Source organism: Rhodococcus sp. SORGH_AS_0303 (assembly GCF_030819335.1).
GTDB lineage: Bacteria > Actinomycetota > Actinomycetes > Mycobacteriales > Mycobacteriaceae > Rhodococcoides.
Genome location: NZ_JAUTBO010000001.1, coordinates 3,344,455 through 3,367,225 on the forward strand (window position 1 = coordinate 3,344,455; position 22,771 = coordinate 3,367,225).

The 22,771-nt window shown below is 67.9% G+C and carries 19 protein-coding genes, 1 tRNA gene and 1 riboswitch; of the genes, 5 read left to right on the forward strand and 15 right to left on the reverse strand.

The features are described 5' to 3' along the window. Positions 1–61: 61 nt before the first annotated feature. Genes QE449_RS15690 through QE449_RS15725 form a run of 8 tightly spaced genes read right to left on the reverse strand, consistent with a single transcriptional unit; the run spans position 62 to position 8,478 of the window. Positions 62–1,690, reverse strand: coding sequence for an ABC transporter ATP-binding protein (locus QE449_RS15690; protein WP_307109114.1), 1,629 nt, complete (start codon positions 1,688–1,690; stop codon positions 62–64). Beyond that, positions 1,687–2,571, reverse strand: a complete 885-nt coding sequence (locus QE449_RS15695) for an ABC transporter permease (protein ID WP_027504014.1) — start codon at positions 2,569–2,571, stop codon at positions 1,687–1,689. The genes QE449_RS15690 and QE449_RS15695 overlap by 4 nt, the downstream gene beginning before the upstream one ends. Next, a complete protein-coding gene (locus QE449_RS15700; protein ID WP_222638255.1) occupies positions 2,564–3,535 on the reverse strand; it encodes an ABC transporter permease in 972 nt (323 codons plus the stop codon). Before QE449_RS15700 ends, QE449_RS15695 begins: the two co-directional genes overlap by 8 nt. A gap of 1 nt (position 3,536) precedes the next feature. Beyond that, a complete protein-coding gene (locus QE449_RS15705) occupies positions 3,537–5,165 on the reverse strand; it encodes an ABC transporter substrate-binding protein (RefSeq protein ID WP_307109115.1) in 1,629 nt (542 codons plus the stop codon). Positions 5,166–5,210: 45 nt separating this feature from the next. After that, entirely contained in the window at positions 5,211–5,714 is a 504-nt protein-coding gene (locus QE449_RS15710; RefSeq protein WP_051612945.1) for a GNAT family N-acetyltransferase, read from the reverse strand. Positions 5,715–5,737: 23 nt separating this feature from the next. Further along, positions 5,738–6,706 (reverse strand): ABC transporter substrate-binding protein, encoded by a 969-nt coding sequence (locus QE449_RS15715; RefSeq protein ID WP_027504017.1) that lies wholly within the window; start codon positions 6,704–6,706, stop codon positions 5,738–5,740. Between the two features lie 36 nt (positions 6,707–6,742). After that, the gene (locus tag QE449_RS15720) at positions 6,743–7,525 is read right to left on the reverse strand and encodes an amino acid ABC transporter ATP-binding protein (RefSeq protein WP_027504018.1); all 783 of its coding nucleotides are present in this window, start codon (positions 7,523–7,525) and stop codon (positions 6,743–6,745) included. Continuing rightward, the gene (locus QE449_RS15725; protein WP_307109116.1) at positions 7,522–8,478 is read right to left on the reverse strand and encodes an amino acid ABC transporter permease; all 957 of its coding nucleotides are present in this window, start codon (positions 8,476–8,478) and stop codon (positions 7,522–7,524) included. The genes QE449_RS15720 and QE449_RS15725 overlap by 4 nt, the downstream gene beginning before the upstream one ends. Before the next feature lie 169 nt (positions 8,479–8,647). Then, positions 8,648–8,744, reverse strand: a riboswitch (SAM riboswitch). A gap of 254 nt (positions 8,745–8,998) precedes the next feature. Here QE449_RS15725 and QE449_RS15730 point away from each other — a divergent pair. Together QE449_RS15730 and QE449_RS15735 are read left to right on the forward strand one after the other, a co-directional pair. Further along, positions 8,999–10,552 carry a GGDEF domain-containing protein gene (locus QE449_RS15730; RefSeq protein ID WP_307109117.1) on the forward strand — a complete coding sequence of 518 codons (1,554 nt, stop codon included), beginning with the start codon at positions 8,999–9,001 and terminating at the stop codon, positions 10,550–10,552. Positions 10,553–10,590: 38 nt separating this feature from the next. Continuing rightward, a tRNA-Cys gene (locus QE449_RS15735) sits at positions 10,591–10,661 on the forward strand. A gap of 8 nt (positions 10,662–10,669) precedes the next feature. Here QE449_RS15735 and QE449_RS15740 read toward each other — a convergent pair. Beyond that, positions 10,670–12,292 carry a GMC oxidoreductase gene (locus QE449_RS15740; RefSeq protein ID WP_307109118.1) on the reverse strand — a complete coding sequence of 541 codons (1,623 nt, stop codon included), beginning with the start codon at positions 12,290–12,292 and terminating at the stop codon, positions 10,670–10,672. 350 nt (positions 12,293–12,642) lie between these two features. Between QE449_RS15740 and QE449_RS15745 the strand changes: the two genes are divergently transcribed. Beyond that, complete coding sequence (locus QE449_RS15745; RefSeq protein WP_056447203.1) at positions 12,643–13,722, forward strand: SDR family oxidoreductase; 1,080 nt, start codon at positions 12,643–12,645, stop codon at positions 13,720–13,722. A 310-nt stretch (positions 13,723–14,032) separates the two neighbouring features. On the opposite strand, the gene QE449_RS15750 is transcribed toward QE449_RS15745, so the two are convergent. Next, on the reverse strand, positions 14,033–15,115 hold the full coding sequence (locus tag QE449_RS15750; RefSeq protein ID WP_056447200.1) for a tartrate dehydrogenase: 1,083 nt from the start codon (positions 15,113–15,115) through the stop codon (positions 14,033–14,035). A 142-nt stretch (positions 15,116–15,257) separates the two neighbouring features. Here QE449_RS15750 and QE449_RS15755 point away from each other — a divergent pair, with 142 nt between their 5' ends. Further along, complete coding sequence (locus QE449_RS15755) at positions 15,258–16,856, forward strand: GMC oxidoreductase (RefSeq protein ID WP_307109119.1); 1,599 nt, start codon at positions 15,258–15,260, stop codon at positions 16,854–16,856. Between the two features lie 7 nt (positions 16,857–16,863). On the opposite strand, the gene QE449_RS15760 is transcribed toward QE449_RS15755, so the two are convergent. Continuing rightward, positions 16,864–17,505 carry an ANTAR domain-containing protein gene (locus QE449_RS15760; protein ID WP_285188248.1) on the reverse strand — a complete coding sequence of 214 codons (642 nt, stop codon included), beginning with the start codon at positions 17,503–17,505 and terminating at the stop codon, positions 16,864–16,866. A 45-nt stretch (positions 17,506–17,550) separates the two neighbouring features. After that, on the reverse strand, positions 17,551–18,528 hold the full coding sequence (locus tag QE449_RS15765; protein ID WP_307109120.1) for a Gfo/Idh/MocA family protein: 978 nt from the start codon (positions 18,526–18,528) through the stop codon (positions 17,551–17,553). 62 nt (positions 18,529–18,590) lie between these two features. Between QE449_RS15765 and QE449_RS15770 the strand changes: the two genes are divergently transcribed. Next, positions 18,591–19,601 (forward strand): Gfo/Idh/MocA family protein, encoded by a 1,011-nt coding sequence (locus tag QE449_RS15770; RefSeq protein ID WP_307109121.1) that lies wholly within the window; start codon positions 18,591–18,593, stop codon positions 19,599–19,601. Here QE449_RS15770 and QE449_RS15775 read toward each other — a convergent pair. From QE449_RS15775 to QE449_RS15785, 3 genes are all read right to left on the reverse strand, one after another. Further along, positions 19,594–20,223: a class F sortase gene (locus QE449_RS15775; protein ID WP_307095228.1), complete on the reverse strand. Its 630-nt coding sequence runs from the start codon at positions 20,221–20,223 to the stop codon at positions 19,594–19,596. The two genes, QE449_RS15770 and QE449_RS15775, sit on opposite strands and share 8 nt — an antisense overlap. 1 nt (position 20,224) lies before the next feature. Continuing rightward, a complete protein-coding gene (locus QE449_RS15780; protein WP_307109122.1) occupies positions 20,225–21,499 on the reverse strand; it encodes an ice-binding family protein in 1,275 nt (424 codons plus the stop codon). Positions 21,500–21,944: 445 nt separating this feature from the next. After that, complete coding sequence (locus tag QE449_RS15785) at positions 21,945–22,697, reverse strand: IclR family transcriptional regulator (RefSeq protein WP_056447183.1); 753 nt, start codon at positions 22,695–22,697, stop codon at positions 21,945–21,947. Positions 22,698–22,771: the final 74 nt, after the last annotated feature.

The window sequence follows — 22,771 nt, forward strand, 5'->3', positions numbered from 1 at the left end:
GCCCGACGCTAGAGCCGCGCGGCGCGCGGAGACACAGTTCTGCTCGGCGTGATCGGAAAGGTCACGACGGTCGTGCGTCGACTCCCGTTCCCGGAACGGCGTTGCGCAGTTCCCTGGTGTACTCGTGCTGCGGTCGATCGAACACGTCCTCCGCCGACCCGGACTCGACCACTCGCCCGTTGCGCATCACCAGCACCGTGTCGCTGATCTGCCGCACGACCGCGAGATCGTGGGAGATGAACAGATAGCTCAGATCCAGCTCGTCCTGCAGCCGAGTGAGGAGTTCGAGAATCTGCGCCTGCACCGAGACGTCCAGTGCGGACACCGGTTCGTCGAGCACGAGCAACTCCGGGTGGAGAGCCAGCGCGCGGGCGATGGCGACCCGCTGGCGCTGCCCACCGGACAGCTCGGCGGGGCGCCTGTCGAGGTACTCCGGCGCCAGGGCGACCTGCTCGAGCAGTTCGGCCACCCGGGCGGGACGCGTGGAGCGTGATCCGAGCCCGAACGCGACGAGCGGTTCCGCCACGATGTCCCGCACGCGCAGTGCGGGATTCAGCGATGCGTACGGGTTCTGATACACGATCTGGAAGCGTCGCCTGAGGGTGCGCAACTCCCTGCCGCGTGCGGACGTGATGTCGTCGCCGTCGAAGACGACCGACCCCGCCGACGGGTTCTCGAGCCGTAGGGCGATGCGAGCGGTGGTGGACTTTCCCGAGCCGCTCTCCCCGACGATCGACACCGTCCGTCCGCGCTCGACGTCGAGCGACACCCCGTCCACCGCCGTCAGGTTCTGCCCACGACCGATGCGGAACGTCTTGGACACGTGTCTCAGCGACAACAGGACCGGCTGCGCCTCGCGCGTCGCACGCGGCAGCCGTACCGACGTCAGAGACGGCGCGGACGCGATCAGGCTTCTCGTGTAGTCGGCGGTCGGGTTCTCCAACACCTCTCGCGCCGGCCCGATCTCGACGATCTCACCGTCACGCATGACGGCGATCCGATCGGCGCGGTCGGCCGCGACCCCGAGGTCGTGCGTGATCAGCAGTACCGAGGTGCCGTGCTCGGCGATCCGATCCGCGAGGTGGTCGAGAATGCGGCGCCGCACGGTCACGTCCAGAGCGCTGGTCGGCTCGTCGGCGATCACCAGCTCCGGCTCGCACGCCAGCGCGATACCGATGAGCACGCGCTGACGCTGCCCGCCGGACAGATCTTGCGGATACTGCCGAGCACGGAGCTCCGGATTGTCGATCCCCGCCTCGTCGAGTATCCGCACGGCCGCCGCCGCGGCGCTGCGCCGGTCGGCCCGGCCGTGGATGCGGAGCACCTCTGCGACCTGCTCCCCCACTCGCTTCACGGGATTGAGCGACGTGGTCGGGTCCTGCGGCACCAGACCGATGTGCGCACCGCGAAGCTTCTCCCACCGACGGTGTCCCGCGTCGTCGACACGGTCACCGTCGAACGTGACGGTGCCCCCGGTGACGGTGCCCGATCCGGCGAGCAGACCGATGATCGCCTGGGCCGTGGTCGTCTTGCCGCTGCCCGACTCGCCGACCAGGGCGAGCACCTCACCCCGCGCGATCTCGAAGTCGACACCCCGCACGGCCTCTGTCGCCCCGTACGACACGCGCAGACCGTCGACCCTGAGCAGGCTCGACCGGGTCGTTCCGCCGGCTCCACTCCTGCTGCTCATGCTCGATCACCCCGATCCAGCGCGTGGCCCACTCTGTGCGCCGACAGCACGACCGCCACGATGACGAGACCGGGCAGCGTGGTGAGCCACCAGGAGGTGGCGAGGAAGTTGCGCCCCTCCGACACGAGCGAACCCCATTCCGGTGTGGGCGGTACCGCTCCGAAACCGAGGAAACTGAGCGACGACACAGCGAGCACGGCCATGCCGAACTGCACTGCCGCCAGGGCGATCACGGGTGGGTACGCGTTCCGGAGAATGTGGGTCCACAGCACGGTGTGCCACCGCGAACCCGACGCGAAGGCGGCCTCCACGTACAGCGACCGCCTTACGCGCAGCACCTCGGACCGCATCACGCGCGCGAAGCTCGCGACGAGGGTGACACCGACCGCGATCGCGACGTTCACGGTTCCGAAACCGAGAGCGGTGACCAGGGCCAGGGCCAGCAGCAGAGTCGGGATGGACAACAGCACGTCGACGAGACGCATGAGCACCGCGTCGACGATTCCGCCGACAGCGCCTCCGATCAGGCCGAGAATCGATCCCGCCACGAGCGCGATGGCCACGGCCATCAGCGTCGCGCTGAGCGACAACCCGGCACCGTGCACGACCCGGGTCCAGACGTCGCGGCCGATGTTGTCGGTGCCGAACCAGTGAGCGGCGCTGGGTCCCTGCAACTTCTCCGCCGGGACGCCGCGCAAGGGATCCCCACTGGCGAAAAGAGACGGGACGACGGCGAACCCGATGGCGACGATCAGGACGGCCACCGACACCGCCACGCCGATCCTGCCGCCGACGGCCCGCGGGGTCACTCGCCGTCGACGGGACGTTGGCTCGGGCGAGACGCTCGCGTGGACCGTCTCTCGTACCAGGACGTCAGACATGGGCCGGCTCCTTCGTGGGTCGGGTGGTGCGCTGGACGATCCGGGGATCGATCAGGGGGTACACGATGTCCACGGCCAGCGTGACGACCACGAACACCAGCGACGTGAGGACCACGATTCCCTGCACCACCGGGATGTCCTGCGCGAGAACCGATGTCTGCGTCAGTCGGCCCACGCCGGCCCGGGAGAACACGGTCTCGACGACCACCGAACCGGCCAACAGTTCGCCGACGAGGACGCCGGCGATGGTGAACGCCGGAACGCTGGCCAGGCGCAGCACGTGGCGAGTCTGGATCCGCCACCGGGACGCACCCTTCGCCTCGGCCGCGGTGGTGAACGGTTGCCGCCACGTCGTGGTCAGGCTGGTCGCGAGCACCTGCGCGATGACGGCCCCGGTCGGTACCGCCAGCGTGATCGCCGGCAGCACCAGCGATCCGAACCCGCGGTCGCCGAACGCCGGGAAGATCGGCAGCCCGAACGAGAACACCTGCAGGAGCAGGAGTCCCACCCAGAACGTCGGCACCGCGACGCCCAGCGGAGGGAGGGAGAGCAGCGCGGTACGCAACCATCGTGCGCGGGTGTAGGTAGCGAGAAAGGCGAGCCCCCCACCGACACCGACGGCGAGCATCAGCGCGAGACCGGCCAGGGCGAGGGTGCTCGGAACGGCGCCCAGGATCGCGGTGGTCACCGGCTGACCCGTGGAGATGGACGTGCCGAAGTCACCGCGGATCGCGCTGGTGAGCGATGTCCAGTACTGCTCGAGGACAGGCTTGTCCAGTCCGTACCGGGCCTGCAGCTCGGCGACCGCGGCCGCGTCCACCGGGGTGCCACTGCCGCCGCCGGAATCGACCGCGATGCTCACCGGATCGGAGGGCAGCAGGAACAGCACCACGAAGGAGATGGTGAACGCGGCCCACAGGACACCGATCGCCTGCAGGACGCGCAGGCCGAGGTAGCGAAGCATGTCAGCTCCTGCTCAACCAGGTGTCGAAGAACTGCAGCCGAGCAGACGCGTCGAACCTCTGGTCCTGCACCGCCGAGCTCGCGCCGACCGCCTGCGACAGTTCGACGGTCGGGATCCACAGTCCGTTGTCGAGCACCTGCTGCTGTGCGTTCGCCAGGTACTCGCCGCGCTGCGTCGTGTCCGTCGTGCGCAGCTGATCGGTCAACGAGGCATCCAGATCGGCGATCGGGCCACGCTGGTTGAGATTTCGGCCGTCCGCCGCGAACGACGTCCGCAGGATGTCGCCGTCGCCACGCGTGCTGTTGTAGTACGTCGCGTCGAAGTCACCGGCGTTCTGTCGTGCGATCGACTCGGGCACGGACGTCAGCTCGAGCCGGGCATCGACACCGACGTCCCGCAACTGCTGCTGCAGCAACTCAAGAATTGCCTTATTGCCCGCGAACACGGCGCTGAACAGGATCGAGAAGCTGAGCCGCTGACCGTCCTTCTCGCGGATCCCGTCCGCGGCCGGTACCCAACCCGCACGGTCGAGCACGGTCCGCGCCGCGTCGGCGTCGAAGGTCACGTCGGGCAACGACACGTAGCCGGGCGTCCTGCTCGCGAGAGTGCTGGTCGCCGGCAGGAAGTTCGGGCCGAGGACGGTGTCGACCAACTGCTGACGGTCGATCGCGGGGACGAGTGCGCGGCGCACGTCCGGGTCGGCCAGTACGCCTCGCGAGACATTGGGCGCGATACCGAAGGGTGTTCCGGGATTCGACGTCGTCAGCACTCGACCGCCGGTCGCCTCGATGGTCGGTGCGTCCTGCGGGAGCGCGTCGCTGACGGCGTCGAGCTGACCCGACGACAGGCTTCCGGTCCGGACGCCCGATTCCGGCACCACCGTGAACTCGATGCCGTCAAGGTAGGCCTCACCGGTGTGACCGAACGCCGGCGAACCCCAGGAGTAGCCGGCTCGCCTGGCCACACTCACCGATCGATCCTGCTGGTAGTCGGTGTACGTGAACGGGCCACTGCCGATGTTTCCGCCCTGGCAGCGCTCCTCGGCGGACAGCGACGTGGTGGCATCGGCCTGCAGTCCCAGCTGTGAGGTCGCCGATGCCTGCAGGAACTGCGCATTGGGCGACGAGAAGGTCACCTGCGCGGTCCGCGGGTCGACCACGGTCGTCCCGACGTATCCCGCGAGATAGCTGGCGGCGAGCGGCGCCTTCGCCGCCCCGAGCGTGCCCACGATGGCGTCGAAGTTGTTCTTGACCGACTGCGCGGTGACCGGTGTGCCGTCGCTGAACGACACCCCGTCCTTCAGTGTGAACGTGAACGACGTCGCATCCGCGTCGGTCTCCCACTTCTCGGCGAGCCACGGCACGATCTCGCCAGTGTCGGGATCCTGATCGGTGAGTGAGTCGACCACGGCGCGCGTGACGTAGATCGTCTGGTTGGTCCCTGCCTGCGCGGGATCCGAGCACGTCGGCGCTGTGGAGAGTCCGTAGTTCAGGGTGCCTCCCGGCTGAGCGGGGCCGGCGTCGGCGCCCGCCGAACCAGCAGCGCCGCCGCAGGCGGTGAGGGCCGTGGTCAGGGCAACGAGGCCGATCGCGGCACTGACGGCGGGTGTCCGTTGATGGCGGTCGATCACTGGGTCAACTCCAAGAGGTGTGTGTGCAGGAACGAAGAACGGGGGTCAGTTGGTGGGTCGAGTCGTCTTCCGGAACGCACGGGGCACGCCCTCGGCCGGCGGGGCCACCGGGTCGAACAGCGGTGTGTACCCCGCCGCCAGATACAGGCCGACAGCCTCCGGTTGGCGCCACCCGGTGGTGAGGTGGATGCTCTCGTAGTTTCGGACAGCGATCTCCGATTCGAGTTCGGTGAGAACGCGCCGAGCGAGTCCTCGTCGGCGGTGCGATGCGGACGTCCAGATGCGCTTCAGTTCGGCGGTCTGCTCGTCGTGACGCCGAAACGCCCCGCCGGCAACAGGTTCACCGTTCTCGAGGAGCACGATCAGCCCGCCGTGCGGCGGCGCGAAGTCCTCTGCCGGATGGGTGGACAGAGCCGAGTACATCTGGTCGGCGGTCCCGCCGTAGCGGGTGCTGTACTCGATCGCCAGCTCCGCGAGCAGGGGTCGTGCCAGCGGATCGCCCTGGTCGACTCGCGCGACCTCGAGCTGCGGGCGATCGCTGCCGGCCACGGGTGCTCCTTGTCGGACCGAGGTCACTTCTTCGGGAGCCCGGGTGGATTGATCTCCGAGGCCGACACGGCCTCGCCGCCGAGCCCCCACTTGTCCAGCACCTGCTGGTAGGTCCCGTTCTCGATCGTGTGATCGATGGCGTCCGCGAACGCCTCGGCGAGCCCGCTGTCCTTCTTCACCAGGACGGCGATCTCACCCTGGAGCGCCTCGCCCGCACCGGAGAAGGTGCCGATGATCTTCGACTCCCCTGTGCTCGACGAGTGGTACTGCGCGGACGGATTGGGTCCGAGGTACCCGTCGATGCGCTTCGAGGACAGGGCGAGGTAGTAGTCGGCGGCGTTCTGGTAGTAGACGATCTCGGCGGGCGCGATGCCCTCCGCCCCGTTCTGCGTGTTCCAGTCGACGAGCAGTTGTTCCTGGTTGGTACCGGACGAGACACCGATCTTCTTGCCGGCGATGTCCTTGCGGTCGGTGAACGTCCAGTCGGAGTCCGTCGGAACCTCGAGGGCGACGTTGTCGAGGCGGTAGGTGGCGAAGTCGTACTTCTCCTTGCGCTCCTCCGTGACCGTCACGTTCGAGATGAAGGCGTCGTTCTCGCCCGAATCGATCTTGACGAAGTTCTGGGCCCAGTCCGCGGTCCGGCGGTCGACCGAGAGACCGAGGACGTCGGCGAAGAGGCTCGCGAGATCGATCTCGGATCCGACGACGGTGGTGTCGTCGGTGGCATAGAAGCCGAGAGGCGGAGTGGCACCCGCTGTTCCGGTGACGACGAGGGTTCCGCGATCACGGATTGCCTGCGGCACCTTCGCCGCGATGTCGTCCACCTTCTCGGTGTGGATGCGCCCGGACTGCTCGGGCGAGAGATCATAGGAGACACCGGCTTCGGACACCACGGTGTTCTCGGCTGCGGGTTCGCCGCACGCGGACGCGACGAGCGCGAGGACGGCGACGGAGGACAGGACCGACGCGAGGCGACGGGACGATCGAGACATGGGAGAGGTCACTTTCGGGAGAGGTGTGCGTGGGAATCAGAGAACCCGGGAGAGGAATTCTCGAGTGCGACTGTGGGTCGGGGTGTCGAACACCTCTACAGGAGAACCCTGTTCGAGGACGACGCCGCCGTCCATGAACACCACGGTGTCGGCGACCTCGCGTGCGAAGCCGACCTCGTGCGTGACGATGACGAGCGTCGCGCCGTCTGCGGCGAGACCGCGGATGACATCGAGCACCTCGCCCACCAGCTCGGGATCGAGTGCCGACGTGGGTTCGTCGAACAGGATCACCTTCGGGCGCAGCGCCAGCGCCCGGGCGATCGCGACGCGTTGCTGTTGTCCGCCGGACAACCGCCGCGGGTAGTCGTGCGCCTTGTCAGCGACACCGACCCGCGACAGGAGTGCGAGAGCCTCGGGTTCCACCTCCGACCGCGGACGTCGCTGTGCGGACACGGGTGCCTCGACCACGTTCTCGAGCACCGTGAGGTGCGGGAACAGGGTGAAGTTCTGGAAGACGAAGCCGATCTGCGAGCGCTGGCGCCGGATCTCCTTCGGCGTCAGTTCGTGCAGTTTCCGGCCTCTGCGGCGGTATCCCACGAGGGCACCGTCCACTCGGACGGATCCGGCGTCGACCTTCTCGAGGTGGTTCACCGTGCGCAGCAGAGTGGACTTGCCCGACCCCGAGGGTCCGAGAATGGCCGTGACCTCCCCCGGCCGCACGGCCAGGTCCACGCCTTTCAGGACCTCGAGGGCACCGTAGGACTTGTGCACTCCCCGTACCTCGACCGCATACCGCGCAGTCTCGATCTCGGCGGTCATCGAGTTGCTCCCCTCGGTGGCAGCGGCAGCGCGGCGATGCGCGAACGCAACTTCTGGATCGGCGTGAGCGGCACCGTGCGCAGTGCACCCTTGGAGTAGTGCCGCTCGACGTAGAACTGCACCACGGACAGGACGGACGTCAGAATCACGTACCAGACCGTCGCGACCATGAGCATCGGGACGACACGGCCGGTCCGTCCGTAGATCACCTGGACCTGATAGAACAGCTCGGCGATGGCCATGACCGAGACGATCGAGGTGCCCTTGAAGAGACTGATCACCTCGTTGGCCGCGTTGGGGAGGATTCCCCTCATGGCCTGCGGCAGCACGATCGCGAAGAATTCGCGTCGCTTCGGGATCCCCAGCGCCGCAGCGGCTTCGAGCTGCCCCTGATCGACCGAGATGATGCCGGCGCGCACGATCTCCGCCGAGTACGCCGCCTGATGCAGGGCCAGACCGATGATCGCCGCAGTGGACCCGCTGATGACACTGTTGACGTCGAACTCGACGAAGCTCGGTCCGAACGGAATGCCCAGGGACAAACGCTGATACAGGTAGGCGATGTTGAACCAGAACAGCAGTTGCACGATCAGCGGGATCGACCGGAACGCCCAGATGTAGAACCAGGAGATGATCTGCAGGACCGGGTTCTGCGACAACCGCGCCGCCGCGAGAGCGATGCCGAGTGCGAACCCGATGAGGGTGCCCCAGAAGGTCAGCTGGATCGTGAGCCACAGAGCAGTGACGACGGACCGCGCCGTGAAGTACTGAGCGAAGGTGCCCCAGTCCCAGCCGGCGTTGGTCACCAGCCCGTGGACGAACTGTGCGAGAAGGACCAGGGTCGCGACGGCGATGATCCACCGCCACGGGTGCACCGTGCGTGCGACGACGAGGTCGTGATCCGAGACGTCACCGGCGTCGGTGGCGACCGGTCGATCGTGGAGTTGAGTCACCGGCTGCACCGGTGCGTGAGGGCAGCGAACATCGCTGTGCCTTTCGAGAGGACGAAGTGAGGGACCCGGTCAGCGCCGCGTACAGGCGCAGCAGCACTCTCGACACGACTCGAGGTGCAGGCGAAGGACGTGCGGGCGTCGGCTCGTCACAGTGTTCATCGGCGGATCTCCTCCATCGGTCCTGGCGGTAGCACCCACACACTCGAACTCGAGGCGGGTTGCTGCGACGTCGACGAGCCAGGTCTCTCGGTCGCTCTGGATGGTGAGGAAAATGTAGCGCCGCCGTCTCGAGACGTCAAATCGCGCAACAGTTTTCGGCTCCGTCGAGTTCGAATCACGATGACCGGAAAGGGTGACAACCGCACCGACCGCGTGTTCGCGGTGGTCACGCGCCCGAGGTCTCACGGCCAGACGTGCGCCGGATCGCCGCGACGGAACCGTCCCGGTCGGTACATTCACGGGGTACACGGTGGAGGTCAGCCGACGACGGATCACCGGTGACGGGGACCGGGGTGCTCGCGTGACGCCACACATCGACAGAGCGCACCGCGGCGCGCGGACGTCGCTCACCGAGTCGCCTCTCGAGACACCCGCACGGCAGGTGCTCGACATCCGGTCGATCGCGATGGGAACGGCGATCACCGGTTCCGCCCTGTCACTGGGAGCGGGCTGGGTGGTGCCCGGGCTGTTCTTCCCCGGCATCGCCCCGATGCTCGCCACCGCTCTCGCCGTCGCTGCGGCCGTGGTGGGAGCCGGCATCATCTGGCGCTCGGGGCGGCTGGCCGAACGCCAGTTCGTCGCCATGGGCATGGTGATGCTGTGCGGTACGACGTTCTCCGCGGTGGCGGTGACCGATCCGGCGGGTTCCCTCGCGATCGCTGCGCTGCTCACCATCGTCCCGGTGCTCTCCGCGGCCGCGTCGCCGCCCGCGACCGCGTGGTCGTTCACCGTGGCTGCCGGTGGAGCCGCCGTCGTGGTGTCGTTCGCCTCGGCAGGATCTGCGGCCATCGCGTTCATCAGTGCCGGCGCGTCCCTGACCATCGTCGTCGTCCCCGTCGTGTTGGTGTGGGGCCTGCGGCGGTCGATGGTGCGGGTGAGTCACCGATTCGACGTGCTCGCACGCACGGACGTCCTGACCGGCCTGCTGAACCGCCGGGGCGTACTCCCCCGTCTGACGGAACTGCTGGGTGCCGCGGCGTCGCGGCACGAATCGGTCACCACCCTCGTCATCGACATCGACAACTTCAAGGCCGTCAACGACACCCACGGACACACCCACGGTGATCGGACGCTGCAGTCCGTCGCGCGAGCGGTGGTGCTGGCGACTCCGGCGGGCGCCGTCGTCTCCCGTCTCGGCGGCGAGGAGTTCCTGGTCGTCGCCCGCGGTGCGCGTACGGCCGATCTCGCGGACCGTGTCCTGCGATCGGTGCGCACACGGTGCTCGGTGACGGTGAGCATCGGCACCACGACGGCCGTGGCCACGGCTCCCGACGGCGCCGCGCTCGCCCTCGGCGACGTGGAGTCGACGCTCGACTCCTTCATCTCCTGCGCGGACGATGCGATGTACCGGGCGAAGCGTCTCGGTCGTGACCGCGTCGAGCACGGCGACACGACCCGGTTCCACCCGCCGTCACTGCTGCGAGCACGGTCGTCTGACCACCTCCGGTCCCGTCGACGGCAGGCTGTGCAGAGACGCGCGCGCACCGAGGCCGCCGCGGCGGTCGCTGCCACCCTCGTCGCGCTGCAGACCCGCGGACACGGGCCGGAACACACGGCCGTCCGACTCGCGATGCTGTCTCGGCGCCTCGAGACGGAGATCGACGTGGCGACGACGTCCCGTTCGGATCGATACTCCGCGGCACTGCGCTCCGCGGCCGCGCTCGATCAGAGCATCGGCATGGCGATGGAACACCTCGGGGTGAACCGGGACACCGCGGCGGCACTCCTGCAGTCGGCCGCGCACGCCGAGGGAACCTCACTCGGCGCACTGTGTCGAGCGCTGGCGTCACTGGCGGACGAGAACCCGGCGGCGGCCGCGAGGTATCTCACCGCGACAGCCCGAGAATCACCGTGAGCGCAACCCTGTCCCGACAGGTCCGGGTTTCCTGACGTGGGATGGCCGAGTGGTGAGGCAACGGCCTGCACAGCCGTGCACACGGGTTCGACTCCCGTCATTCGCTCCACGGGGCGCTCAGCGATCGGCGATCACCGTCGCGATGTTGCGTTCGGCGAGCGCCGCGATGGTGAGCGACGGATTGACTCTGCCGGTGCTGCCCGGGATCAGCGCTCCGTCGACGACGTGCAACCGGTCGTGGCCGAGGACGCGGCCGTGCGCGTCCGTGGCTCGGCCCAGCACCACCCCTCCCAACGGGTGCGCCGTGAACGAGGTGTTCACGTCCGGAACCCGCAGGGGCGCATACCCCACACCGATTCCGGAGCGCTCCGCGATGCGGTCGTGCACCGGTCGCAGGGCGTCCGAGACGGCGATGTTGCCGGCCTCCGGCCAGTCGAGCCGTACCGACCGCGTCGACTCGTCCCACACGAACCGCCCTCTCGTCGGGTCGATGACCATGCCCAACGAGCCGATCAGCGTCAGATCGACGGGCGATCCGGGGACGAACCAGTTCTCGAGGGTGAGCGGGGCGCCCGAGTCGTCGGAGATCCTCGACGCCGAGGGCGACGCCTGCACGATGCCGTTGCCCTCCGGGCTCATGCCCCGGACGAGTGCCGCGTCACCGTTGGTGCCCCATCCCTCACCGACGTGTTCGTTCAGGTCGGGGAGCAGTCCGGTGTCGCGGGCATGCACGAGAAGCCGCGACGTTCCCATCGACCCGGCGCCCAGGAACAGGTCGTCGCAGGTCACCGTGCGGGTGGAGAGGACCTCGGCGGACGGGTCGAGCAGATCCACGGTCAGCGCGTAGCGACCGTCCGCCTCCCTGGTCACGGCGGTGACCTCGTGACGCGCATGGATCGTGCACCGGCCAGTGGCGCGAGCAGCGGCCAGATAGTTGCGGTTGAGGTCGAACTTGGCGCCGTTGGAGTTGCCGAGATTCGACTCCCCGATGATCGCGGACGGACGGAACCGACCGGCCATCTCTCCGCGCACCACGTCCCAGTCCCAGATACCGTCGATGCGCTGTGGTGTGTACCCGGCGCGGCGGACCTGGTGATCCCACACCCGTGAATGCGTGAACGGCAGCGACTGATAGACGTCCTCCGGCATCGGTGAGAGCCGCAGCTCGGAACGGACGAGCGGGTAGTGCAGAGCCTGCATCTCGTCGTACGAGACGAGCCCGGTGAAGAGCTGGTCGAAGAACCGTCGTTCGGGGGCGATCATCACGCCGGTGAACACCAACGAACCACCGCCGACCGCGGCTCCGGACCACACGTCGATGGTGCCGTGTTCGCTCACGTCGAAGATGCCGCCGAAGCGGTCGGTGGGAACCGTGGGCAGTCCGGTCAGCGGAGCAGTGCCACCGCGACGCCAGAACGCGCGCCCGTCCGGCAGGAAGTCGTTGGCGAAGATCTGTCGACGCGGATCCGTGGGCCACTGCGACCCGCGCTCCAGGACGGTGACGCGAACGCCGGCCTCGGCGAGGCGCCGCGCGGTGACCGCGGCACCGAAGCCCGACCCGACCACCACGGCCTCCGAATGCGACGGCGCCGGATCGATCGGTGCGTAGAGCTCGGGCACCGCCGACCGGTACAGACCGTCGAGTATCGGAGCCGCGCGGGACACCGCTCCCGGTCCCGTCGACCCGATCAGGCCCGCGACGCCCATCGCGCCCAGGAACTGTCTCCTCGACCACTGCATGTCGACGCTTCTCTCCACCCGGTGCAGGTGATCGCGGGTGTCGCGGACGGGCAGCGGATGCGCTGAAGCTTCCTTACTCGCCGGTAAGTTGTCCACTTCGCCCGGCTCGATGAGAGGCGATCGGCCGTGACGTCGACGAGTGCGCCGCACCACTCGAGCTGTTCCGACGCCCGCGCGCTGCGCACGGCGTTCCGCGCACGGTGCAGCGCGCGCTCGGCACCGGGCGGTGCGCGCGGCGCCTCGTAGCGGACCAGTGCGCCGCGCCACTCGGCCCCACTGGTTGCTCCGTTGCCCCCACGGGTAGCCCATGCAGGATCGAGACACGATCACCGATCGGAGGCATCACACACATGGCAGCACGAAGTCCGGGCACGGCGCTCGTCGTCGGAGCCACCGGCATCTCGGGGCAGACCATCTGTCGACGACTCGTCGACGCGGGGTGGCGCACCTACGGGTTGTCGCGCAAGACCGAGTTGCCGGTCGACGGCGTGACACCCGTGACGGCCGACCTTCTCGACGCCGATGCTCTGAGTGAGGCACTGCGCGGAACGGCGCCCGACCTCGTGTTCTTCACGGCGTGGATGATGCAGGACTCGGAGGCGGAGAACATCGAGGTGAACACCGCCACCCTCCGGAACACGTTCGACGCGCTGGCGCCGGAGAACTCGGTGAAGCACGTCGCTCTCATGACGGGTCTGAAGCACTACCTCGGCCCGTTCGACGCCTACGGCGCCGCGGTGACGGCGGAGACCCCGTTCCACGAGAGCGAGGAGCGCCTCGACACACCGAACTTCTACTACGCCCAGGAGGACGAGTTGTTCTCGGGCGCAGAGCGACTGGGCTTCACCTGGAGCGTGCACCGGGCACACACCATCTTCGGGTTCGCCGTGGGCAACGCCATGAACATGGCACTCACCCTGTCGGTGTACGCCACTCTCTGCAAGGAGACCGGCGAGCCGTTCGTCTTCCCCGGTTCGGAGACCCAGTGGAACGGTCTGACCGATGTCACCGATGCCGATCTGCTCGCCGAGCAGATGATCTGGGCCGCCACGAACGAGAACGGCGCCGACGAGCCATTCAATGTCGCGAACGGCGACGTGTTCCGTTGGCGATGGCTGTGGCCGCGCATCGCCGACCATTTCGGTGTCGAACCCGTCGGTTTCGACACCGAACCACGACCGTTGGCGACGCGAATGGACGATGCACCCGACGCGTGGCGGCGCATCGCCGAGAAGTACGACCTCGTCGAGTCGGACGTGACTCGACTCGCATCGTGGTGGCACACCGACGGCGACCTCGGCCGCGACATGGAGTGCCTGACCGACATGACGAAGAGCCGCAAGGCGGGGTTCCTCGGATTCCGCTCGACCAGTGAGAGTTTCGCGGAGAACCTCGCTCGGTACCGGGACGCGCGGATCATTCCTCGCTGACGTCGGACGCAACGGCCGGGCGGGTGGACCCGCCCGGCCGTCGGCGTCAGGACGCGATCGAGAGGCTCTTCAGAATGTTCAGGAAATCGGTCAGAGGCAGCAGATCTCCGAACGAGAAATTGAGGAAGCTGAGGCCGTTGAGAATGCTGAGCATGATGTCTCCCGAGTGAGTGATGTCGCGATTGTTTCGCGCACACAGATCATGAAGGACCCGTCGTCACGGACGACGATGAACGGTGTGGTGACCTGTCACTGACTTGGTCGTGCTCACAAACAACGCCCCGAAACGGTGTCAATTTCGAGAACATCATCAGCGAGCGAGAGCGGTCACCTCGTCCGCGATGATGCGCCCCAACTCGTCGGTCCCCGACGTTCCGCCCATGTCCGCGGTGAGCGCGGCGCCGCCCCGTGCCAACACGTTCTCGACCGCGGTCAGGACCGTGCGCGCGGCATCGGGTTCGCCGAGGTGATCGAGCATCATGCTGCCGCTCCAGATCTGTCCGATCGGATTGGCGACGTTCTTGCCCGCGATACCCGGTGCCGATCCGTGCACCGGCTCGAACAGACTGGGAAAGAGCCCCTCCGGGTTGATGTTTCCACTCGGGGCGATGCCGATGGTGCCCGCGATCGCCGGTCCGAGATCGGACAGGATGTCCCCGAACAGATTGCTCGCGACGACCACGTCGAACCAGTCCGGGTGCAGCACGAAGTTCGCCGTGAGGATGTCGATGTGATAGCTGTCGACGTCCACCGTGGGGTGATGCGACGCCATGGCGGCGACCCGCTCGTCCCAGTACGGCATCGAGATGGAGATGCCGTTGCTCTTGGTCGCGGACGTCAGGTGGCGTTTCGGCCTGGTCTCGGCGAGTTCGAAGGCGTACTTCAGGATTCGGTCGACGCCGATGCGCGACATGACCGTCTCCTGGATCACCGTCTCACGCTCGGTCCCCGCGAACATCCGGCCGCCGAGATCGGTGTACTCCCCCTCGGTGTTCTCCCGCACCACGTAGAAGTCGATGTCGCCGACCTCGCGTCCCGCGAGCGGGCTGGTGACGCCCGGCATGAGCCGGATGGGCCGCAGATTCACGTACTGGTCGAAGTGACGTCGGAACTGGAGCAGACTGCCCCACAACGAGATGTGGTCCGGCACCACCTCCGGCCAGCCCACCGCTCCGAAGAAGATCGCGTCGAACGGTCGAAGCTCCTCGAACCAGCCGTCGGGAAGCATCTTTCCGTGCTCGACGTAGTAGTCGGCGCTGGCGTAGTCGAAGTACTCGTACTCGAGGTCGAGGTCGAACGCCGCCGCCGCGGCGTCCAGTACTTCGATACCGGCGGGAACCACCTCCTTGCCGATGCCGTCACCCGGGATCACTGCGATGCGTCTGGTAGCCATCGTTCGAGCCTAGTCGGGGCGAAACCTTGACACTCGCTGATAGAACTGTCTAGGTTCTGAGCACCCGGCATCGAGATCGGGTGTTCGCCGGGGGGTGCCCACAGGTATCGGCGGACTCCACGAACGATCCGGGGGAAGCCGCATGTCACCGTTCACTCGCCGCACGTTCCTCTCCGGCGCCGCCGCGGCCGGCGGTGCGCTGATCGCCGGCAACCATGCCGCCCGCGCCTCTGCTCACGGCATCGCCGCACGCACACAACGAGTTCCGCTCTCCCGCGAGGATCACCGCGTGGTGATCGTCGGCTCCGGGTTCGGCGGCGGCGTCGCCGCACTGCGCCTCGCACAGGCAGGCGTTCCGGTGACCGTGCTCGAGCGCGGTCTGCGATGGCCGACCGGTCCGAACGCCGAGACCTTTCCGCACGCTCGCTCACCCGACGGTCGTTTCCTCTGGTACGGATCCGCGAAGAACGTGTTCGGACGTCCGATCGACGTCCCGGCGTTCACCGGCCTCGTCGAGGCGGTTCCCGGCGAGAACATGACCGCGCTGTGTGCGGCCGGGGTCGGCGGCGGGTCCCTCGTCTATCAGGGGATGACGCTGCAGCCGGCCGAGGCGGTGTTCGCGTCGCAGTTCCCCGGCGCACTGGACTGGGGCCTGCTCGATCACGTCCATTACCCGCGGGTCGCCCGGATGCTGCACCTCGCGGTCGCGCCCGACGAGTTGGTCGACAGCCCCAATTACGCTGCACCACGAGCATTCCGGGACAGTGCACGACGACTCGGACTCCCCGTGTCGAAGATCCCGATGCCCATCGACTGGAACTTCGCGCTCGACGAACTTCGTGGCGAAATGGCCCCGTCCTACACCAACGGCGACGGCGCCATCGGCGTCAACAACGGCGGCAAGTTCTCCGTGGACGTCACGTACATCGCCGAGGCGGAGGCGACCGGGCTGGCGACGGTACAGACCCTGCACCAGGTCACCGACGTCGAACGGGCGTCCGACGGCCGGTGGACGGTCTACGTCGACCGCATCGACACCTCGGGGGCGGTCGTGGAGAACAAGATCCTCACCACGCCGACCCTGATCATGGCTGCGGGCAGCATGAACACCACGCGACTGCTGATGCGGGCGGCAGCGTCCGGCCGGATCCCGGACATGCCGGACGCGCTCGGCGACGGCTGGGGCACCAACGCGGACAGGATCTACTCGTGGACGACGTTCGACCAGGACTTCGGACCCGCACAGGGCGGCCCGGTGGTCTTCGGCAGTCTCGACTGGGCGGACCCGTCCCGCGCGATGACGGTCATCCAGGCGTCGTTCCCCCCTCTCGGGGTGGATGCCCGAACCACCGTTCTGGTCGGCTACGGCGTCAGCGACGCCCGTGGGCGTTTCGTCTACGACGGTGCGCGGGACGATGCGATCCTGCGGTGGCCGCACGAGGGGGATGCGGCCATCCAGAGTCACATCGACCCGCGTGTGCGCGCGATCGCCGGACCGAACAGCCTCGTCGTGGACACCAACGCGGTGTTCCCGTCCACCTGGCACCCGCTCGGCGGGGCCAACATGGGAACGGTCTGTGATCTGGAGGGTCGAGTCCAGGGACAGCGCGGCCTCTACGTTCTCGACGGCGCCCTGATCCCGGGCAACTGCGCCGCCTGCAATCCGTCGATGACCATCGCCGCAGTCGCGGAGCACGCTCTCGACAGCATCGTGGCCACCGACGTCGGCACCGTCATCTGAGCCGGCGTCAGTCCAGCATGGCATCGGTCAGCTCGACCCGCCGCGCGACGATGTCGTCCGCGAGCTGGGTGACGCGGACCCCGTCTGCGTAGGCGAGGGACCGGAGCCGAACCACGGCCTCGTCGGCGGTGATCCGGAACCGTGCTGCCATCATGCCGGCAGCCACGTGCACGGAGGCGCGGGACAACGGATCGTCCGCGGCGTCGTCCCCCACTCCGGCGACGTCGCGGCGCACCGCGGACGCGAGTTCCCCGGCGCACCGCACGGCACGCGCCGCGGTCACCGGCGACCACGGATGCGCGTCGCGGCGATAGAGCTCGAGCACGCCCACCGTCGGCTCCGTGCCCACCGGAAGCGCGAACACGGCACCCACGTCGAGAGCTCGAACGGCGTCGTCGAACAGCGGCCACGGCGAGCCCTCGTCGGTACCGACCATGCTGATCATCGTCTGTTCACTCCGGAAGGCATCGAGGCACGGCCCGGTTCCCAGCGTGAACTGCAGTTCGTCGATGCGGGTCGCGACGTCGTCGCTGCTGTAGACGAGGTCGCGGATCGCCGCGGTCACGATGACTGCCACCGCGATCCCGTCCACACCCAGCGACGGCGCGTACCGCTCCACCACGGCGCGGGTGGCGTCGAAGGAATCCATGGATTCTGGTGCCCGAGTCGGACATGGATAAACGTACCGCCGAGATCACTCCACGACGACGGTTCGGCCGCCCTCGTTCATCGAGGCGACGAGAGCGTCGGCGACGAGACCTGCACGCAGCCCCGCGTCCGCGTCGGCGAGCTCCGAGACCCGGCCGGCCTCGAGGGAATCGACCCACTCCTGGAGTTGCAGGCGATACGCGTCCGCATAGCGGGGAACCCAGTCGGCCGGGTAGGCCACGGACCGCCGGCGGTCGCGGTCGGTGACCACGTGAGTGGGCAGCACGAGCGCAGACGCTCCGATATCGCCCACCACCTCGCACCTCGTGTCGTATCCGTAGCGGGCGTTGAGGAAGATCTCGACCGTCACCAGAACGTCGGACTCGGTCCGCAACAGCATGATCTGCGGATCCTGGCGCGTTCCGGAGTGCGCGGACGTACGACCCGCGTGCCAACTCACCTCCGTGATCGGCGACGACAGCAACCACGGCACGATGTCGAGTTCGTGAATCGCGGAGTTGGTGATGGTCGACGCGGACGTGCCGCCGGGGTAGGCCTCGACGGTGCGACTCACGCAGTGGGCGACGAGGGGTTCACCCAGTTCACCGGAGGACACCACGCGCTTCAGTTCCACGTAGGCCGGATCGAACCGACGCATGAAGCCGACCGTGATCAAGGTGCGTTCGCCCTGCGCGGCGATGATCTCGCGGCACTCCGCCGCCGTGGGCGCGAGCGGCTTCTCGCACAGCACCGGCTTGCCCGCGGCCAGCGCCAGGTGCACCAGTTCGGCGTGGGTCGAATCGTGCGAGGCGATGACGACGACGTCGACGTCGTCGCGCTCGATCAGCGCCGGGCCGTCCGCCGCGACGGTGGCGCCGCGCAGGGTGGAGGCGACTGCACTCGCCCGTGCTGCGTCGAAGTCGGCGACAGCGGTCACCGCCGCGCCCGACACCCGCCGATCGAGGGACAGGGCATGGTCCGCTCCCATGACGCCGACACCGATGATTCCAACCCGCACAGTCATGATCGAAAGTATTACATCTTAATGTCCTGACAAATATGCTTTCGTCTGATTGGCTCTGCCGCATGACGCAGAGCGCCTCCCTCCCCCTGTCACGAGTTCCCGATCCCCGTGACGCGCCCGTGCTCCGATGGGCAGTCCTCGGGCCGGGCTGGATCGCGCACCGGTTCGTCGAGTCACTGCACCGGCACACGACCCAGACCGTCGTCGCGGTGGGATCGCGCTCACCGGAGCGCGCACGCGCCTTCGCCGACGAGCACGGCGTCGACCGCGCGCACGGCACCTACGAGGCCGTCTTCGCCGACGACGACGTCGACATCGTGTACATCGCCACGCCGCACACCGAGCACCTCGCGAACGCCCTCGACGCCATCGCCGCGGGCAAGCACGTGCTCGTCGAGAAACCGCTCGCCGTCGACGCGGTCGGCGCGGCCCGTATCGCGGAGGCCGCACGGTCGGCAGGAGTGTTCGCGGGAGAAGCGATGTGGACGAGATTCCTGCCGAAGTTCGACGTGATAGAGCAGGTGCTCCGCAGCGGCGTCCTCGGACCGATCCACACGGTGCTCGCGGATCACGGCGAGTTCTTCACCACCGATCACCGCATCTACGATCCGGCGCTGGCCGGTGGCCCGCTCCTGGATCTGGGAACGTACGTCGCGTCCTTCGCCTACTCGGTTCTCGGTGCACCGGAGACGGTGGATGCTCGGAGTCGACCTGCCAATGACCAGATCGACGGTCAGATCTCGGCCCTTCTCACCGGCGAGTCCGGACATGCGGTGCTCAACACCACGATCCTGACGAACACGCCGACGACGGCGGTCGTGTGCGGCCGGGACGGCACGCTCACCATCGCCGGGCCCTTCTTCATGCCGGGGCCGTTCACCGTCGCACTCCGCGACGGCATCACCCTCGCCTACGACGAGACCCCCGGCCTCCAGGTCGACGGACTGCATCTCGCCGCGGTGGAGGCTGCGAGGAGGATTTCCGTCGGCGAGGTCGAGTCCGCCGTCCATCCCCTCGCCGACGCGGTCGCGACCCTGGAGATCATCGACCGGATCCGCGACCGGATCAGCTGATCAGATCGGCGTAGACCACGATGTTGTCGTCGTAACTGGCTGCGTCGCTGTCGAATCGACCGCCACACGTGATCAGCCGGAGTCCCGGGTGGTCGATGTCGCCGTACACCGTGGTCGTCGGGAACTCGGCCTTCGGGTACTGATCGACCTCCGTGACCCGGAAGCGCGACGTGGTGCCGTCCTGCAGAGTGACGATCACGTCGTCGTCCGGGACGAGGTCACCGAGCCGGGAGAACACACCCGGCGCACCGTCCCAGTCCACGTGACCGGCGATCACGGACGGCCCCATCGCGCCGGGAATCGGTGAACCCGTGTACCACCCGGCCGGAAACGCGCCGGGTGGTACCTCCATCGTCCCGTCCTGCTGCAGACCCAGGCCCATGAGGTCGGAACTCACGGAGATCGCGGGAACGTCGATGCGGACCGGCGGCGACGAGAGGGCCACGGCATCAGGGACACCGGTGGTGCCCTCGTCGACCACGCCGACGTCCGCCGACTCGGTCGCGGCCGGCGCCGGCGGGGCGGTGCCGGCAGCAGTGGAGCATCCGGAGATCAGCGCCAGCGCGAGCAGCACCGCAGCGCACAGTGAGCGCGCCGCGGTGGTGACGGAACGTGATGCCATGTCAGCTCTTTCGACGACGCAGCACCAGGGCCGACCCGATGATCGCCGCGGCCGCGAGGCCGATCGACGCGGGCCGCCAGTGGTCGGCCGACCGGACGGTGCTGCCGTCACCCGTGTCGACGCCACCACCCGGGACCTGAGTGATCTGGCTGCCCGGCGAGTACCGGCCCGGCGCGTCCGGACCCGTGGGGACACCGGGGGTTCCGGGCGTGTTCGGGGTTCCGGGCGTGTTCGGGGTTCCGGGAGTGTTCGGGGTTCCGGGAGTGTTCGGATTTCCCGGCGTGTTCGGGGTTCCCGGCGTACCGGGAGTGTTCGGGGTTCCCGGCGTACCGGGAGTGTCCGAGGTGGGCGGGATCGCCGGTGCGGTGGGCACCGACGGGGTGGGCGGTGTACCCGGCAACCCCGGAAGACCCGGGATGGTGATCACGGGCGGGACACCGGGGATCGACGGCAGTCCCGGGATCGACGGGATCGGAATCACGATGGGAGGCACCACGACTCCCCCGTCGCCGACCGGGGTGGTGGTCGTCCGCGGGGAGCAGTCGTTCGCCGTGATCACGTTGTCGTCCAGGGTGACCGCGCCGTTGCGCGCCAACACACGTCCGGAGACGGTCGCACCGTTCTGGACGCTGATCGAGGTGAGCGCCAGTACCGTTCCGACGAACGTCGTGGAGGTACCGATGGTCGCCGAGCTGCCCACCTGCCAGAAGACGTTGCAGGGATTCACGTTGATCAGTGCCACTCTGCTGCCGGACCCCGTGATCAATGTGGACGGTGCCTGAAAGACGAAGACGGCGTCGGGATCCGATCCACCGTCCAACGTGACGGTGCCGTTCAGGGCCAGTGCGCTGGAAGCCTTGTAGACCCCCGGGGCGAGGGTGCTGCCGGTGATGTCGGCAGCGACGTTCGCCGAGATCGGCTCCGCACTCGCCTGGTCGTATGCCGTGGTGAGGTCCGACTGCGCCTGCAGCGCAACCGCGTCGGCGGCATGGATCGTGCCGTTGTTCACGAGACCGGGAGGGAACCCCGTGACGGCCGCGGTCGGACTGGTTCCGAGGTCACCCGAGATGACCGACGGGCCGGTGTTGGTCACGCCCGCACCGGCCAGGACCGCGTAACTGGCAGCGGTGCCGAGTCCCACCGGAGTGGCGGCGTCGGCGGTGCTCGCGCCGACGATCATCAGAGCCGCCGTGGCGACGGCGACGGTACCCAGTGCGGGGAGGCGGCCTCGCTTCGCGGCGTCGAAGGGAGAGCGGTCGAGGTGTGTCCTGATCATGCGGTTCCTTGCGCGATATGGTGAATGTGCCGCATCCGAGATGCAGCACATGTGGTGCGCAGACTCTGTCCCCGACGACGCAGAGCGGTGCGATGACGCCCCCGCGACGTCGGCGCGTCGATGACCGTCCGAGAAGACGACCGCGGCGCCGAGATGTGGCGGGGGCAGGTGTGAGATCGAGCCGACTCCGTCGAATGCGACGTAGATTTACGGCATAAATGAGAGTGAACAGGACGATAACGGTAATGTCAATGCATGCCGGAATTGCGACATTCTGTCGAGTCCGGACAATCACGTGATGGACGAGTTAAATTTCTGTGCGACAACAATTCTCGGACTCTGAGGTCGACATCGATACGATATCGGGCATGCATTCACGATATAACGGGTGAATAACTTGGATGTACCGCCCGAGTTCTGTCCGACCGACCGCATCGACCTCCGATCACCGCAGACGCGAGGTCAACGCGTGTGCGGCCCGCAGCAGCTGTTCGCCGAGAACAGGGCGCCGGACATCGTCGAAACGGCCGGCGACACCCGTCAGACTCAGCGCCCACGCCGGGGCGTCGCGGCGATCGAACACCGCGGCCCCGAGACCCCAGCTACCTTCCACCAACAACCCGGGATTCACCGAGTATCCCTGCACCAGAACTTGTTCCACCCGTTCGGCGATCTCGCGCGGCGCGTGACGTTCTCCCCAGCCGCCGAGCTCTGCACGGTCGAGGTACTCCCTCCGCTCACGTTCGGGCAGGTGCGCGAGGATGACCAACCCGGCGGACGCGACTCCGAGGGGCATGCGCAGGCCGACGTGCAGGACGTGCGAGCGCAGCGGGAAACTGCCCTCCTCGCTCGCGATGCAGACCGTCTCGTCGCCCCGACGTGCCGACAGGAAGGCGCTCTCCCCCGTCGTTCGGGCCAGATCGCGCAGGATGTCTCCCGCGCTCGACGTGATGTCGTACCGCTCCGCTGCCATCGATCCGAGAAGGAAGGTCTCGGGCCCCAGCGCCCACCGGCCCGACTCGTGCCGATCGACGAAGCCCTCCGCCGCCAACGCGGTGACCATCCGGTGCACGGTGGGCCGCGCCAACCCGGCGGTCCTGGCGATGTCGGTGGTCGACGCGCCGTCCGGCTCGTGATCACCGACGGCACGCATCACGGCCGCGACTCGCGCGATGACCGACCTCGCTGCCTCCGCCATCACCACAGTCTAGGGCTCGCGGGGTGTCCACTCAGTGAACACCGTGCCGCCGATCGTTCCACGAGTCGAGCAGT